The sequence below is a fragment of the Streptomyces rectiverticillatus genome (genome assembly GCF_013394065.1).
Taxonomy (GTDB): domain Bacteria; phylum Actinomycetota; class Actinomycetes; order Streptomycetales; family Streptomycetaceae; genus Streptomyces; species Streptomyces rectiverticillatus.
Map to the genome: position 1 here is coordinate 1387260 of NZ_CP040752.1, position 16131 is coordinate 1403390.

13 protein-coding genes are annotated in these 16131 nt (G+C 73.4%); 1 reads left to right on the forward strand and 12 read right to left on the reverse strand.

All coding sequences use genetic code 11. From position 1 onward, the window contains the following. Positions 1–181: 181 nt before the first annotated feature. Both FGW37_RS05705 and FGW37_RS05710 read right to left on the reverse strand, forming a co-directional pair. Positions 182–1147: a LysR family transcriptional regulator gene (locus FGW37_RS05705; RefSeq protein ID WP_179080064.1), complete on the reverse strand. Its 966-nt coding sequence runs from the start codon at positions 1145–1147 to the stop codon at positions 182–184. A 53-nt stretch (positions 1148–1200) separates the two neighbouring features. Further along, the gene (locus FGW37_RS05710) at positions 1201–2457 is read right to left on the reverse strand and encodes an MFS transporter (RefSeq protein ID WP_179080065.1); all 1257 of its coding nucleotides are present in this window, start codon (positions 2455–2457) and stop codon (positions 1201–1203) included. A 69-nt stretch (positions 2458–2526) separates the two neighbouring features. Between FGW37_RS05710 and FGW37_RS05715 the strand changes: the two genes are divergently transcribed. Further along, positions 2527–3126, forward strand: coding sequence for a CGNR zinc finger domain-containing protein (locus FGW37_RS05715; RefSeq protein ID WP_179080066.1), 600 nt, complete (start codon positions 2527–2529; stop codon positions 3124–3126). Positions 3127–3198: 72 nt separating this feature from the next. Here the strand turns inward: FGW37_RS05715 and FGW37_RS05720 are convergent, their stop codons facing one another. The 10 genes from FGW37_RS05720 to fmt form a co-directional block, all read right to left on the reverse strand. After that, entirely contained in the window at positions 3199–4314 is a 1116-nt protein-coding gene (locus FGW37_RS05720; protein WP_425506637.1) for a prephenate dehydrogenase, read from the reverse strand. Between the two features lie 78 nt (positions 4315–4392). Next, entirely contained in the window at positions 4393–6093 is a 1701-nt protein-coding gene (locus FGW37_RS05725) for an FAD-binding oxidoreductase (RefSeq protein WP_246430288.1), read from the reverse strand. Then, positions 6090–7643: a CoA transferase gene (locus FGW37_RS05730; RefSeq protein ID WP_246430289.1), complete on the reverse strand. Its 1554-nt coding sequence runs from the start codon at positions 7641–7643 to the stop codon at positions 6090–6092. Before FGW37_RS05730 ends, FGW37_RS05725 begins: the two co-directional genes overlap by 4 nt. After that, complete coding sequence (locus tag FGW37_RS05735; RefSeq protein ID WP_179080069.1) at positions 7640–8488, reverse strand: oxidoreductase; 849 nt, start codon at positions 8486–8488, stop codon at positions 7640–7642. Before FGW37_RS05735 ends, FGW37_RS05730 begins: the two co-directional genes overlap by 4 nt. A 49-nt stretch (positions 8489–8537) precedes the next feature. Continuing rightward, positions 8538–9713 (reverse strand): 4-hydroxyphenylpyruvate dioxygenase, encoded by a 1176-nt coding sequence (hppD, locus tag FGW37_RS05740; protein WP_179080070.1) that lies wholly within the window; start codon positions 9711–9713, stop codon positions 8538–8540. A gap of 132 nt (positions 9714–9845) precedes the next feature. Then, positions 9846–11078, reverse strand: a complete 1233-nt coding sequence (locus tag FGW37_RS05745) for a cytochrome P450 (RefSeq protein WP_179080071.1) — start codon at positions 11076–11078, stop codon at positions 9846–9848. 334 nt (positions 11079–11412) lie between these two features. Then, positions 11413–12402, reverse strand: a complete 990-nt coding sequence (locus FGW37_RS05750) for a sugar-binding transcriptional regulator (protein WP_173864883.1) — start codon at positions 12400–12402, stop codon at positions 11413–11415. 152 nt (positions 12403–12554) lie between these two features. After that, on the reverse strand, positions 12555–13241 hold the full coding sequence (gene rpe, locus FGW37_RS05755; RefSeq protein WP_179080072.1) for a ribulose-phosphate 3-epimerase: 687 nt from the start codon (positions 13239–13241) through the stop codon (positions 12555–12557). Positions 13242–13688: 447 nt separating this feature from the next. After that, positions 13689–15113 (reverse strand): RsmB/NOP family class I SAM-dependent RNA methyltransferase, encoded by a 1425-nt coding sequence (locus tag FGW37_RS05760; protein WP_179080073.1) that lies wholly within the window; start codon positions 15111–15113, stop codon positions 13689–13691. A gap of 52 nt (positions 15114–15165) precedes the next feature. Next, positions 15166–16101, reverse strand: coding sequence for a methionyl-tRNA formyltransferase (gene fmt / locus FGW37_RS05765; protein ID WP_179080074.1), 936 nt, complete (start codon positions 16099–16101; stop codon positions 15166–15168). Between the last annotated feature and the right edge of the window lie 30 nt (positions 16102–16131).

The following is a 16131-nucleotide window of genomic DNA, read 5'->3' on the forward strand; positions in this document are numbered from 1 at the left end:
GGTTTTACGTACAGAGCGGGTGGGGAGTCAGACCGGGCCGACACCGGATCGGGCTGAGGTTCCTGGACCCATCATCCACGATTGCGGGGCGCTGTGGCGAACTGGCATCGCATTCTGTGACTTCGGCCAAGCGGCCCGGGCAAGCCCTGTGGCTTCGCCCGAGCCGCCCGGCTTGCCCGTTTTAGGCGGTACTGGAGATCTCCACCCCGGCGAGGTCCGTGTACTGCACGCCGCGCGGCGTGCGGTGGCTGCCGACCAGCTGGTGCCTGTTGGAGCGGGCCACCGACAGGAAGTGGTCCACCACGAGCGACCGGGTGGCCCTGCGCCAGGCCACGGCGATCTTCGTCACCGGGACGGGCGCGGTGAAGCGGCGTACGGCCATGCCGTGCCGGACGAACCGCTCGGCCACCCGCCGGTCCATGACGGCCACGGCCGTGCCCCGCTCGACGAAGGCGCACACGCTCTCGTAGTCGGGCTCCTCCTGGACGATGTGCGGGGAGACCTCGCCCCACACCTGGCCGACGATGCGGTCGTACAGCTCCGGCGCGAGCTTCCTCGGCCACATCACGAGCGGCTCCTCCCGCAGCTGCTCGCGCGTGATGCGCAGGGAGGAGGCGAGGCGGTGGCCCGAGGGGAAGACGGCCACGAGCTCCTCCTCGGCGAGGACGAAGGAGTCCACCTCGGGGCAGCGGGCCTCCTGCCGGATGAAGGCGACGTCGACCTGGCCGTCGCGCAGCATGTCGATGTTGCGCGCCGAGCAGCCGGAGTCGGTCTCCACCCGGACCGCCGGGAAGCGCTTGCGGAACTCCTCGACGATGTCCTGCTGCCCGAGGGACGCGCCGGAGAGGCTGTAGGCCAGGCCGATCGAGCCGGCCCGGCCGGTCGCGACCTCCTGCAGGCGGGCGGTGAGGTCGTCGCAGAGGGAGAGGATCCGGTCCGCGCCCTCCACCAGCTCCCGGCCGGCCTCGGTGAGCTCGGCCCCCTTGGCCCCGCGGCCGGTGATGAGATCGACGCCGACGTCCTTCTCCAGGGCCTTGACCTGTTGCGACAGTGCCGACTGCGTGATCCCCAGCGATTCGGCCGCCCGTCCGAAGTGGAGCTCTTTGGCGAGCACGGCGAAGTATTTCAGGCGCCGCAGGTTCATCATGTGGCCCGGATCCCCCTTTGTGGTGCTGTGTGCCGATGAGTTGGCCCCGGTCGTCAGGGGCGGCTGTCCACCGCTCCGGCGGACGTCTGCGGCGCCGCCGTCACCGTGGTGGCGGCGCTCGCCGCCGGGCGGGCGGCCCGCGCGCCGATCGCGAGGACGACGAGGGCGAGCACCTCGAAGCCCGCGCCGGCCAGCGGCAGTTGGCGCAGGTGGCCGGCGTCGGCGAAGAGCCCGCCGACCACGGCCGCCGCGGTCTGCCCGATGTAGACGGCGCTGTTGTTCAGCGCCAGGAGCATGTCCCCGTTCTTCCCGCCGATGGCCAGCAGGCGGTGCTGGATGAGCGGGAAGCTCGCCCAGTGCACCAGGCCCCACACGGCCAGTCCCACCGCGGCGCCGACGACGGAGTGCAGGGCGAGCGTGAGCGCCGCGAGGACGGCGGCGAGCAGGGCGACGGTGGCGGCGAGGCCGCGGGTCGCATCGACACGGTCGGCGAGCCGGCCGCCGCCCATGACGCCGGCGAAGCTGCCGATGCCGAACACCAGGAGCAGCCAGGTCCGGTCCGCGTCGGCGGCGCCGCTGACCTTCTCCAGCACGGTGCCGAGGTAGGTGTAGACGACGAAGGTGCCGACGACCCACAGCGTGGTGGTCAGCATGGCGGTGGGGGCGCGCTTGATGCGCACGGCGCCCAGGCGCTCGCGGACACCCAGGCCCGCGTTGCCCTCCACCGACGGGATGCCGGCCGCGGCGCCGAGCGCCGTGACGAGGGCGAGCAGGGCGACGAAGCCGAACGCCCAGCGCCACGAGGAGAGCTCGCCGATGGCGTTGCCGATCGGGACGCCCAGGGCGATGGCGCTGGTCATGCCCGCGTAGACGATCGCGAGGGCGCGCCCGCGCCGCTCGGGGGCGGTGATGCGGGCGGCGACGGCGGAGGCGGTGGAGGCGTAGAGCGCTGCGGAGGCACCGGCGACGACGCGGCTGAGGAGCAGCACGGCGTAGTTCGGGGCGAACGCCGAGAGGGCGTTGCCCACGGCGAAGACGATGAGTACGGCCAGCAGCAGCGTGCGCCGGTCGAGCCGGGACGTGACGCTCGCCAGGATCGGCGCGGCTACGGCGTAGGTGATGGCGAAGACGGTCACCGTCTGGCCGGCCGCGGCCGTCGACAGGTCCAGCTCGTCGCCGAGCGCGGGCAGCAGCCCGGACACGATGAACAGATCCGTGCCGATCGCGAACATGCCGAGGGCCAGGAGCCAGACCTTCGCCGCGCCCGGCCACCCGCCCTTCGGCGCTTCCGCCGCTGCCTGCTGGGTCATCGCACAACCTCTCTCCCGGTTGCTAACCGGTAGTACGGTTACTCGGTCCCGGTAACCTATCATGGGGTTATGGCTGTGGAACAGGTGCAAGATCGCCAAGTGCCGGAGCGCTGGGTCTGGTACGGGGGCCGGCTGAGCGTGGACTTCGTCAACACCCTCCGGGACCGCTTCAAAGGCGGCCGCGAACTGCTGGTGGGCCCCGGCGACCTCGCCGAGTGGTTCGCCGAGGCGGGCGTCACCCCGCCGGACGTCGCCGTGGACGACGCGCTGCTGCAGGAGGCGAGGGAGCTGCGCGAGGCCATCGACGCCGGGTACCGGGCGAGCGTCGCGGGCGAGCCGTTCCCCGGGGCCGCGGCCGGCACGATCAACGTGTGGCTGGCGCGCCTCGGCGAGCACCCCTCGCGCCTCGACGTGCAGGACGGCACCGCCGTCTTCGTCACGGACACCGCGCCGTCCGACGCCCGCCGCGCGCTGTGCCGGATCGCCGTCGACGCGGCCACGCTGCTCGGCAGCGGGGACACGCGCACGCGGCTGCGCATCTGCGACGGGCACAACTGCAGCGGCCGTTTCGTCGACAAGTCGGTGGGCAGGCGGCGCCGCTGGTGCTCGATGGCCATCTGCGGAAACCGGGCGAAGGCGGCACAGCACCGCAGGGCCCGGGCGCACTGACCCTCACCCACGAAAGAGCGGGGGCGGACCGGATGAACCCGGTCCGCCCCCGCTCGGCGTCGGTGGGGTGGGTTACGGCATGGCGCCGGTCAGGACGCGCCGGTCGGCCCGGACCGCCTCGAAGCCGTCCCGTACGAGCCTGCGCAGCACTTCCTCCGCCCTGAGCGGCGCCACGCCCAGCTCCACCTCCAGCCCGGAAGCACCGCCGCTGCGCGGCGTCACGTCGTCCGCCCCGATGCCGAAGCCGGCTACCGAGGCGAGCATCCGCGCCAGCTCCCCCGGCCGGTCCCCCAGGGCCACCCGCAGCCGCACCGGGCCGGCGGCCTGCGTACCGCCGCGCCCCTGGATCGCGCCCATCCCGGCGATGCCGCGGTCCAGGAGGTCGACCAGGCGCGCGAGGCCGGGCGGGTTGCCGCCCGCCGGGGCGGCCGACAGCTCATTGAGCGCGGCCAGCAGGTCGGAGAGGTCGGCCTGGAGCTCCCGCAGGACGCCGGCCACGGCGGCGGCGTTGGACTGCAGGATGTCCCCCCACAGGCGGGAGTCGCCCGCGGCGATGCGGGTGACGTCGCGCAGGCCCTGCCCGGCGAGCCGGGCCGCCTCGCGCGGGGCGTGCTGCAGGCGCGCGGCCATGAGGCTGGCCACCACGTGCGGCACGTGCGAGGTCAGTGCCACGGCGCTGTCGTGGGCCTGGCTGTCCATCAGCACGGGCACGGCGCCGCACAGCGCAATCGTCTCCAGGGCCCGGTTGAGGGTCTCCTGCGAGGTGGCCTCCGACGGGGTGAGCACCCACGAGCGGTCCTCGAAGAGGTCCGCCCGGGCGGCGAGCGGCCCCGACTTCTCCCGGCCGGCGAGCGGGTGGCCGCCCACGTAGGAGGAGGCGTCGGCGAGTCCGGCCAGGGCGTGCCGCTCCGGCGCGGCCTTCACGCTCGCGACGTCGGTGTAGGCGCGGGCGAGGCCGCGCAGCTGCTGCTCGGCGAGGACCCGGCCGAGCCGGCCGGGCGGCACCGCGAGCACCGCCAGGTCCACCGGCCCGGCGGGGGCGGCCAGGATCCCGGCGCCCAGCGCCGCTGCGGTTCTCGCCGCCGTCTCGTCCTGGTCCATGAGGTGGACGGTCACGCCGTGGCGGCTCACCGCGAGCCCCACGGACGTGCCGATCAGTCCGGTGCCGACTACTGCCATCGTGCGAATCACGGGTTCACGCCCTCTTTCGGATGAAGCCGGTGAAGCCCTGTCCGGCCCGGTGCCGGGCCCGGTGCCGGGCCCGGGCTACGAGGTGGCCGGCAGAGCGATGGACTGCGGGTGCCGGAAGACGTTCCCCGGGTCGTACGCGGCCTTGATCCGCTGCAGCCGCGGGTAGTTGGAGCCGTAGTAGAGCGTCTGCCACGGCACTCCGGACCGGTTGTGCGCGGGGTCGGTGATGTCGGTGTCCGCGTAGTTGATGTAACAGCCGTCCGTGGCCGGGCCCGGGACGGGGTAGCCGCCGGTCGCGGCGAAGACCTCGGCGTAGGACTCGCGGGTCCAGCGCACGTTCGCGTCGTCGCCGGCCGGGTCCGCCCACATCGACTGGAACAGGGCCTTGAAGACGGAGTCGCGCTGGACGGAGGCGGTGTCCCCCGGCCGCGCCGCGTTGATCCGCCCGCCGAAGGACAGCAGCGAGACCATCGAGCTCGGGTTGCGCAGGTCGGTCCGGGTCAGGTGCCGGTGGATGGCGGCGATCTGCCCGTCGGTGAAGCCCTTGCGCATGTACGCGGACTTGTGCGCGCCGCGCAGGGTGGGGTTGACGAGCGCCGCGTTGTTCGTGCCGAGGAACTTCGTGGCGGTCAGCCAGGGCAGCCGGCGCGGGTGGAAGAGGTCCGGCATCGGGGGGTTCTCCCCCACCGGGGTCGTCATGGGCCGTGCCGCCGCCTTGCCGAGGGAAGCGGTGACCGAGGCGACGTAGTCGTGCAGCAGCCGCTCGGCGTCCGGCACGCCGGCGTCCATCTGGGTCAGCAGGCTGACGGTGCCGTTGGCCTGGTGGCACAGGGTCAGGAAGCTGCACAGGGAGGCGTAGGGGGAATCGGCGCCCGCATTCTTCTCGTGCCAGGCGCCGTAGTTGCGCACCAGGCCGGTGAAGGCCTTCTCGTCCAGCGCGCTCCACGGCAGGGCCAGGGCGCTGACCAGCACCTCCTTCGGCGGGTGAATGAGCTGGTCGGCCGGGTCGGAGCCCCTGGCACCGGGCGAGCGGAACCAGTAGCGGGTGATGACGCCGAAGTTGCCGCCACCCGCTCCGGTGTGGGCCCACCACAGGTCCCGGTGCGGGTCGCCCTCCTCGCGCGTGGCGACGACGGCGCGCGCCCTGCCGTCGGCGCCCACGACGACGACCTCGACGGCGTACAGGTGGTCGACGGTGAGCCCGTGCTTGCGCGAGAGCATCCCGTAGCCGCCGCCGCTGACGTGCCCGCCGACGCCGACCGAGTGGCACCGGCCGCCGGGGATGGTCACGCCCCAGCCCTTGTAGAGGGCCTCGTAGACGTCGAGGAGGGTCGCCCCGGCCTCGACGCAGAACGCCTTGCGCCCGGCGTCGTAGGAGACGGCGTTCATCGGCGTCATGTCGATGACCGTCTGCACCTGCGGGTTGAAGACGAAGTCGGCGTAGCAGTGCCCGCCGCCGCGCACGGAGATCCGCTTCCCGCCGTCCACGGCGTCCTGCACGGCACGGACGGCGTGCTCGGTGGTGGCGACGAGCCGCACCGTCTCCGGCCGGCCCACCCAGCGGGCGTTGTTGCCCACGACGAGGTCGCCGTAGCGGGGGTCGCCGGGGCCGACCGTCACGGCCGGGAAGCCGGCCCCGCCCGCGGGGCTCCCGGCGGGTGCGGCGGCCGCGGCCGCGGCGGGGCGGGCGGCGAGCGCGCCGGCGGTGCCCGCCGCGGCCGCCACGGTCCCGGCCAGGAGGGACCTTCTGCTCGGGCCGGTCATCGGGCCGGTCATGCGGTCCTCCTCTCGTCGGGCAGCCACTCGGGCCGGGAGGAGCCGCGCGGTACGAGGACGTGCCGGTAGCTTCCGGGCGTGGCCGACATCCGGACCTGGTCCGTGACGCCCTGGTAGGCGCCCAGCGGGGTGTCGGCGGTGAAGGTCTCGGGGTCGAGGTAGAGGTGGCGGGGGCTGGAACCTGCGACCTGGTGGGCGTAGTCCCGGTCGAAGACGCCCATGCTCAGGATCCACAGGGCGGCCCGGACGAGCGAGACGTGGACGCGGTAGCTGCCGCCCTCCTGCGCGCGGCGGCCCAGCGCCTCGACGATGCCCACGGTGGTGAGCCAGGAGGTGATGTAGTCGTTGACGACCTGGACGGGCGGCAGCTGGGGGCGCTCGCCGTCGCCTTCGAGGGTCATGATGCCGACGAGGCTCCCGGCCGTCTGGTCGAAGCCGATCCGGCCCGCCCACGGCCCCGTGCGCCCGGCCAGGGAGTTCGTCGCGTAGACGATGCCGGGCCGCGCCGCCGCGGCCTCCTCCTCGGACAGGCCGATGCGCTCGAGGTAGCCGGGGCGGCGGTTGGCGTAGAAGACGTCCGCGTCGCGCAGGAGCGTCCGCAGGCGCCCGGAGCCCTCGGCCGTGTACGGGTCGAGGTAGGTCGAGCGGACGCCGACGTTGGCGCTGATGTAGCTGCGCTCGTGCTCCAGCTCGTCCGGCCGCCACAGGTTCAGCACGTCGGCGCCGTGCAGGGCGAGGGCCCGGCCGATCCCTGCACCGGCGATGACGTGGCCCATGCCGAGGGCGCGGATGCCGGAGAGCGGCTGGGCGGCGCCCGGCGGCAGGGGCTCGGGGTCGCTGTCGCCGATCTTCTCGATCTCGATGAGCGGGGCATGGGCGAGGACGTCGCGGTACTGCGGCTCGGCCAGGAACTCACGGGTCTCGCGCAGCATCGCCATGACGATGCCGGCGTCGTTGCCGGCCTCCTCCAGCTCGCGGGCGTCGCGGGCGGCGACGGCGGCGGCCACCGCGTCGGCGTCGTCCGGAACCCCCAGGAACCGCTGCGCCTCGACCTTGATCTTGGGGTACATGTTCTGGGGCATCATCCAGCGGCCGTCGCGGCTGCGGTAGAAGGCCCAGCCCAGGGCGTTGCTGGGGTTGGAGGACTCGCTGAGGGGGCTGCCGTTGATCAGCTCCCACTTGCGGTCGTAGAAGGGGCAGAGCCGGTGCGGCGCCACCCGCAGGTCCATGGAGATGTCCTGGCCCGGTCCGCCGCGCAGCCGCCAGAGTTTGGCGACGGCGGCGGACTTCGCGACGAGAGCGATGCCGGCGGCCGCGCCCAGGCGCAGCGTGGAGGGGACGACGGGGTCGGCGCCCTCGAAGGTGACGGTGCCGCCGGTGTCGGCGGCCGTCATGCCGACGCCCGCGAGGACGTCCTCGAGTGCGGCGTGGACGTCGAAGGCGTCGTCGGTCGCGGGCGCGGCGAGGGCCTTCTCGATCCGCTCCGTGAGGTCGCCGGTGGTCCTGCCGGCCGGATCGCCGGTGACGCTGGCGGTGAGGTCGTCGGTCACGCCCGGGCCTCCGCGGTGTCGTGGTCGGTGGACAGGGCGACGTGCCGCCATGCCGCGAGCTCGCCGGTGACGTGCGCGAGCTTGGCCTCGATGCGGGCGACGCTGTCGCTGCCCAGCGGCAGGCGCAGCGGCGGCTCGGCGCTGTGCGCGAGGGCCACGACGGCCTGCGCGGCCTTGACCGGGTCGCCGGGCTGCCGGTGGTTGGTCCGGGCGAAGTCGGTGCGGCGGGCGCCGGCGGTCTCCGCGTAGTCGTCGATGGTGTGCGCCGCGGGGCGCAGGCTCGACGGGTCGAAGAAGTCGGTGCGGATCTGGCCCGGTTCGACGACCGTGACCTTGATGCCGAGGGCGGCCACCTCGGCGTGCAGGGCCTCGGTGATGCCCTCCAGGGCGAACTTGCTCGCCCCGTAGATCCCCGAGCCCGCGCCCTGGGCGAAGCCGCCGACGGAGCCGATGTTGATGACGTGGCCGGCGCGCTGGGCCCGCAGGACGGGCAGGACGGCGCGGGTGACCTTGAGGAGCCCGAAGACGTTGGTCTCGAACAGGGCGCGGACCTCGTCGTCCGAGGTCTCCTCGACGGCCCCGACCACCCCGTACCCGGCGTTGTTCACCAGCACGTCGATCCGGCCGAAGCGCTCGGTGGCGCGGGCCGCGGCGGTACGGGCCTGCTCCTCGTCCGTCACGTCGAGCGGCAGGACGAGGAGGTCGCCGGAGGCGTCCGGCACGGTGCCCGTGAAGGCGCGGGGGTCGCGGACCGCGGCGACGACCCGGTCGCCGTGGGCGAGCGCGGCCCGGACGAGCTCCAGGCCGAGGCCGCGCGAGGCGCCGGTGATGAACCACACCGTCATGTGATCAGCTTTCTCCAGAGGTGGTACGGGGTTGCCGGCTTGCGGTGGGTCAGAGGTTGCCGCGCAGGGCCTGCTCCCGCTCGATGGCCTCGAACAGCGCCTGGAAGTTGCCCCGGCCGAAGCCCTTGGCGCCGCGCCGCTCGATGATCTCGAAGAAGACGGTGGGGCGGTCCTGGACCGGCTTGGTGAAGATCTGCAGCAGGTAGCCGTCCTCGTCGCGGTCGGCCAGGATGTTCAGCTCCCGCAGCTCGTCCACGGGGACGCGCATGTCGCCGATGCGCTCGGCGAGGACGTCGTAGTAGGCGCCGGGGGTGGTGAGGAACTCCGCGCCGGCCGCCTGCATCGCGCGGACGGTGCCGACGATGTCGTCGGTGGCGAGGGCGATGTGCTGCACGCCCGGGCCGCCGTAGAACTCCAGGTACTCGTCGATCTGCGACTTGCGCTTGCCGATGGCCGGCTCGCTGACGTTGAACTTCACCTTGCCGCTGCCGTCGCCCAGGGCCTTGGACATCAGCGAGGACAGCTCGGTGGCGATGTCCTCGTCGGTGAACTCCTGGATCTGGGTGAAGCCCATGACGCGCTGGTAGAACTCGATCCACTTGTCCATGGCGCCGAGCTCGACGTTGCCGACGACGTGGTCGATGAGCTCGAAGAGGGGCTCGCTCTGCGGGCCGAAGCGCCCGGGGTCGACCGCCTCGTAGCCCGGCAGGTAGGGGCCGTGGTAGCGGGTGCGGTCGACGAGGGTGTGGACGGTGTCGCCGTAGGCGGCGATGCGGGCCAGCACGACGGTGCCGCACTCGTCGGTGAGCTCGTACGGCTCGACCAGGCCGTGCGCGCCCCGCTCGACGGCGCCGGCGTAGGCGGCGCGGGCGTCGGGGACCTGCAGGGCCACGTCGGTGACGCCGTCGCCGTGGGCGGCTATGTGCTCGGCGAGGGCGCGGCCGGCCTCGGTGTGCGGCTGGACCGGCGAGGTGAGGACGAAGCGGACGCCCTTGGACTCCAGCACGTAGGAGACGGTCTCGGGCGTGCCGGTCTCCGGGCCGCAGTAGGCGGTCACGCGCATCCCGAACGCGGTGCGGTAGAAGTGCATCGCCTGGCGGGCGTTGCCCACGGCGAAGACGACCGCGTCGTTGCCGAGGAGCGGGAAGGGGTCGGCGGCAGGGGCGGTGGGAGGGGCAAGAGGGGCGGAAGAGGGGGCCGCGAGGGTCGTGGACACAGCGTTCATCGGTCGTTCCCGTCTCTTTCGTGGGGGAAGAGGAGTGAGGGGTGAGGGGTGAAGGGCGGCGGGGCCGGGTGCCGGACGGCGCGGGCCGATGGGCCGATGGGCCGCGGGCCGGCGAACGGCGGCGCGGGCCGGTCAGCCGCTGATGCGGGACCAGGTGACGGGCAGGGCGTCGAGCCAGCGCACGACCATGCCCTGCTTCCAGCTCAGCTCCTCCTCGGGGACCGCGAGCTGCAGGCCCTCGACGCGGCGTGCGAGCGCGGCGATGGCGACCTGCAGCTGCATGCGGGCCAGGTGCGCGCCGGGGCAGAAGTGGGCGCCGAGGCCGAAGCCCAGGTGCGGGTTGGGGCCGCGCTCGAAGTCGAGTTCCTCGGGCGAGGAGAAGACGTCCCGGTCCCGGTTGGCCGCGCAGATCGAGCCGACGACGGCCTCGCCCGCGCGCACGACGGTCCCGCCGAGCTCGACGTCCTCGGTCGCGTAGCGGGGGAACATCGTGGAGGTGTGGAAGGGGGTGTAGCGGATCAGCTCCTCGACGGCCGCGGGCACGAGCCCGGGGTCCGTGCGCAGCCGGTCGAGCTCCTTCGGGTGCTGCATCAGCACGAGCACGAAGTTGGCGAGCGTGAGCACGGTGTTCTGCACGCCGGGGGCGAGCAGGCGCACGGCCACGAGCACGAGCTCGTCCTCGGTGAGCCGCTCCGGGTCCTCGTCCCGGGCCTGGATCATGCCATTGAGGAGGCCGTCCGTCGGCTCGCTGCGGCGGATGGCGACCAGCTTCGCCATATAGCTGTGCAGATTCCCCATGTATTCATTCATCTTCGCCGGCGGGAGCGAGGTGGTGGAAACCACCGCCTGCGACCATTCCTGGAAATCCGCGCGGTCCTCGAAGGGAACACCGAGCAGTTCGCAGATCACGGTGACGGCGAGCGGGTTGATGAATTCCGCCATCAGGTCGACCGGGGAGCCGGCCGGGGATTCCTTGCGGGACAATTCGTCGAGCAGTTCGTCGGCTATGCGCTCGGTGAGCGGGCGCAGCCGCTCGGTCTGCCGCGGGGTCAGGCCGGCGTTGGCGACCCGGCGCAGCCGGGTGTGGTCCGGCGGGTCCATCGACAGCAGCCCCCGGTCGACGACCTCCTCGCCGATCCGCGGCTCGTCCCGGTGGAGCGTGGCCGCCCGGCTGAAGGTGTTGTCCGTCATCACCTTGCGAATGTCGGCGTAGCGGGTGGCCAGCCAGGCCTCGTCGCCGTACGGCAGCTGCACCCGGCTCAGCGGCTCGTTCTCGCGGAGCTCCGCGTAAAGCGGGTCCAATTCGAGTCCGGCCGGCTCGCCGAATGGGTAGGACCGCACCTGGAGTGTCTTGTCGTCATTCACCTTCAGGACGTCCTTTCCGAAAGAGGCTGCGCACGGAAATTGAGTCTGCTGAGGCAAATTTGCAGTGTCAAGCTATCTTGTCTACTGGCACTATTCGGGTTTGCTTATCTTCGCAGCTGGAATCGGCTGCCGGGGTGACCGGAGGGCGCTCCATGACCTCGGTCACACAAAGAAAAAACCGGACTGCCGACCGGTGGAATTACCAATGGAATGCAAAGTTCCGCCCTGCGTTTTCACAACGCCGAAATAGGAAAAGGAAAAGCGGGCGGCGTGCCCTCGGCACGCCGCCCGCTCACTCCGTCTCCTGCGCGGTGCGGATCCCCGCTCCCGCCCGCTACGCGCCGTCCGGATCCGCCCGGTCGAGCGCCGGACGCGGCCCCGGGCCCGTCTCCAGCAGCAGGTGGTCCGCGGCCGCGGTGTCCGTCACCAGGCTGGTGACCAGCCCGGAGCGCAGCACCGCGCCGATCGCCGCCGCCTTGCGCAGCCCGCCCGCGATCGCGACGACCTCCGGAATGCGGCGCAGCCGGTCGGCCTCGACCGTGATGCAGCGCTCGCCCAGGTCGCGGCCGATGCGGCGGCCCTCGGCGTCGAAGAGGTGCGCGGACATCTCCGCGGCGGCGCCCAGGGAGGCGTAGTGGGCCCGCTCCTCCTCGGTGAGCATGTCGTAGACGGTCGAGATGCCCGGCGCCCACGAGCCGATGGAGACGGCCGCGACGGTCACCTTGTCGAAGTAGTCGAAGGCGCGCGCGATACCCGTCTGGCCGCGCAGCGCCGCGGCCGTGGCCGGGTCCGGCAGCAGCATCGGCGCGTAGATCGGGTGCGCCTCGCCGCCCGAGACCTGCGCGGCGCGCCGCACGGCCTCCACCGAGCCGCGCTCCGCCGTACCCGCGTCGTAGACGCCGGTGAGCTGGACGACCGTGCACGGCGGCAGCCGGTGCAGCGCCGCGGCCATGTGAATGGTCGAGCGGCCCCAGGCCAGGCCCAGCACGTCGCCCTCGTGCACCAGCTCGCCGAGCAGGTCTGCGGCCACCTCGCCGAGGTTCTCGGGGTCGGGCGCGTCGTCCGCGGCGTCGGCCGGGGACTCGACGACGACCGCGTGGCGCAGGCCGTAGCGGGCGCGCAGCGCGTCGGAGCGCTCCGCGTCCAGCTCGGCCGGGACCCTGATCTCGATCCGCACGAGATCGCGTTCGAGGGCCGTCTCCAGCACCCTGGCGACCTTGAAGCGGCTCACGCCGAACTCCTCGGCGATCTGGATCTTCGATTTGCCCTCGAGGTAGAAGCGGCGGGCCATGGCCGCCGCCTGCACCAGCTCGGCGGGCCCCATCGGCGTGGCTGAACGGCCCGTCGACACCACCGTCTCCTCACTGTTTTCACGCTGTTCGAGCTTGGACTCCACCGTCATCCTGTCAGAAACGGCGGTCCTTGATCAGACCTTGACCTTCGCGCTCAGCATTTCGGGCGAGCGCGGCACCCCGCTCAGTGCCCGCAGGCCCAGGCCGCACCGGCCGTGGCACGCTCCGCCCGGGCGCGCAGAGCCCGTACGGTCGCCGCCGGGTCCTCCGTACCGTAGACGGCGGATCCGGCCACGAACACGTCCGCGCCGGCCTCCGCGCACCGTTCGATCGTCTCCGCCGAGACCCCGCCGTCGACCTGCAGCCACATCTGCAGGCCGTGCCGCGAGATCAGCTCCCGCGTGCGGCGGATCTTCGGAAGCATGATGTCCAGAAACGCCTGGCCGCCGAAGCCGGGCTCGACGGTCATGATCAGCAGCATGTCCAGCTCGGGCAGCAGGTCCTCGTACGGCTCGATCGGCGTCGCCGGCTTCAGCGCCATCGAGGCCCGCGCGCCCTTCGCCCGGATCTCCCGCGCGAGCCGCACCGGGGCGGCCGCGGCCTCCGCGTGGAAGGTCACCGAACCCGCACCGGCCTCCACGTACTGCGGCGCCCAGCGGTCCGGGTCCTCGATCATCAGGTGGCAGTCCAGCGGGGTGTCCGTGGCCCGGCTCAGCGACTCGACGATCGGCACGCCGAGGGTCAGGTTGGGCACGAAGTGGTTGTCCATGACGTCCACGTGGAGCCAGTCGGCGCCCTTGACCGCCTCGGCCTCGTCGGCGAGTCGGGCGAAGTCGGCGGACAGGATGCTGGGGTTGATCTGCGGGGCCATGCCTTAAGCCTGCCATGTCCGCTGCGCTCTGCTGTGCGGGGGCCCACTTGTGCGGCGTCCGGCCAAGGGACGCCGCCCCTTCGAAACCGCCGCCGCGGCGCGGACCGGCGGTGCCACGGCCTGAGGTCAGCCCGGCACCGCCGGATACCGCCGTGGGGTTACGCGCCGCGGCGGCGGAACGGAGAGCCGCGGCCTCGTTGCTCCCGTACCGCCGCAGCGTCTACCAGCCGTCTCGGCGTCAGCCGGCGGTGCCGTGAGCGCCCGGGCATCGCGAAGGGACGCCGTCCCTTCGAAACCGCCGCCGCGGCGCCCGGCCACCGCCGCGCCGACCGGCGGTGCCACAGCCCCTCGGCCATGGGCCACGGCCTGAGGCCGGCTCGGCACCGCCGGATACCGCCGCGGCGGTTGCGCGCCACGGCGGCGGAACGAAGAGGCGCGGCCCCGGCGCTAGGCGGTGCGGCGCAGGAGGGCCAGGTACATCGCGTCCGTGCCGTGCAGGTGTGGCCACAGCTGGACGTCCGGGCCCTCGCCCAGGGCCGGAACGCCCTGCATGTACGGGCGCGCGTCGATCCACTCCGCGCTGACGCCCTCGCGCTTGAGTACGTCGTCCACGACGGCCTTCGTCTCGGCCGGGTGCGGCGAGCACGTCGCGTACCCCACGACTCCACCGACCCGCACGGCGCGCAGCGCCTCCCGCAGCAGGTCGCGCTGGAGGGGGGCGAAGCCCGCCACGTCCTCCGGGCGGCGCCGCCAGCGCGCCTCGGGGCGGCGCCGCAGGGCGCCGAGACCGGTGCAGGGCACGTCGACGAGGACGCGGTCGAAGACCCCCTCGCGCCACGGCGGGCGCGTGCCGTCCGCGGCGATGACCTGGTACGGGCCGGGGTTCCCGGCGAGCGCCCGGCCGACCAGGCGGGCCCGGTGCGGCTGCTTCTCGGAGGCGAGCAGCGCCGCCCCCCGCTCGGCGGCGAGCGCGCCGAGGAGCGCCGCCTTGCCGCCGGGGCCCGCGCAGCCGTCGAGCCAGCGCGCGTCCGGCCCCTCCAGCGGCACGGAGGCCAGCGCGAGGGCCACCAGCTGGCTGCCCTCGTCCTGCACGCCCGCGCGGCCCTCCGCCACGGCCTCCAGCGCCCCGGGCTCACCGCCCTCGGCGAGCCGCACGGCATACGGCGACCAGCGGCCGGGCAGCGCCGACTCCTCGCCGGCGGCCGCCAGCAGCTCGTCCGTCGTGGAGCGGCCCGGCCGGGCGACGAGCGTCACCTCGGGCCGCTCGTTGTCGGCCTCCAGCAGGTCCTCGATGCCCGCGCGGCCGCCACCGAGCGCGTCCCACAGGGCGGAGACGACCCAGCGCGGGTGCGCGTGCACCACGGCGAGGTGCTCCTCGGGATCGTCCTCGTACGGCGGGGCGACCTTTTCCAGCCACCCCTCCAGGTCGTGCGCGGTGATCTTCCGCAGCACGGCGTTCACGAACTTCGCCCGGCCGTCGCCGAGGACGACGCGCGCCAGCTCGACGCTGGCGGAGACCGCCGCGTGCGGCGGGATGCGCGTGCCGAGCAGCTGGTGCGCGCCGAGGCTCAGCACATCCAGGACCGGCGGGTCCACCTCGCGCAGCGGCCGGTCGACGCACGAGGCGATGATCGTGTCGTACGTCCCCTGGCGGCGCAGCGTCCCGTAGACCAGCTCCGTGGCGAGCGCGGCGTCACGCGCGTCGAAGTCGCCCTTCTCCCGGGCCTTGCGCAGCAGCGGCGGCAGGACCAGGTTCGCGTACGCGTCCCGCTCGTCGACCGCCCGCAGCGCCTCGAAGGCGAGGATCCGCACCGGGTCCTTCTTGGGCCGGCGGTAGGGCTTTGCGGGGCGGCGGGCGGGACGGTCGTTCACGAAAGGTGCTCCGGGGCTGGGGTGGCGAAGGTGTCCAGCCTACGCTCTGCCCTCAGGCCGCGCCGAGCCGCTCGCCTGCGGCGATACGGACGCCGCGGGCCCAGTCGGCGGCCTTCATCGGCTTCTTGCCCTGCGGCTGGACCCACTGCAGCTCGACGGCGTGGGAACCGGTCCCCACGTGCACGGAGTTCTTGGCCGCGGAGATCTCGCCGGGCGCGAGGCCGTCCCGGCCGGGGGCGGGCACCACCGACATCACCTTCAGCCGCTCGCCGCGGAAGAGCGTCCAGGCGCCCGGCGCCGGGGCGCACCCGCGGACCACCCGGTCCACGCGCAGGGCGGGCACGGACCAGTCGATCCGGGCGTCCTCGACATTGATCTTCGGGGCGAGGGAGACGCCCTCGGCGGGCTGCGGCACGGCCTTGAGCGAGCCGTCCTCGATGCCGTCCATGGTGGCGGCGAGCAGCCCGGAGCCGGCGAACGCGAGCCGGGTCAGCAGGTCGCCGCTGGTGTCGGTGGGCCGCACCTCCTCGGTGACCACGCCGTAGACGGGACCGGAGTCCAGGCCCTCCTCGATCAGGAAGGTGGAGGCGCCGGTGACCTCGTCGCCCGCGAGGATCGCGTGCTGGACCGGGGCCGCGCCGCGCCACGCGGGCAGCAGCGAGAAGTGCAGGTTGACCCAGCCGTGCACGGGGATGTCCAGGGCGGCCTTCGGCAGCAGCGCGCCGTAGGCGACGACCGGGCAGCAGTCCGGGGCGATCTCGCGCAGCCGGGCGAGGAAGTCCTCGTCGCGCGGGCGCGCGGGCTTGAGCACCTCGATGCCGGCCTCCTCCGCGCGCTCGGCGACGGGGCTCGCCACCAGGCGGCGGCCGCGGCCGGCGGGGGCGTCGGGCCGCGTGACGACGGCGACGACCTCGTGGCGGTCCGAGGCGAGCAGGGCGTCGAGGGCGGGGACGGCGACCTCGGGGGTACCGGCGAAGACGAGCCTCATGGGTGGCGAACTACCTCTCCTCGAGCGCCG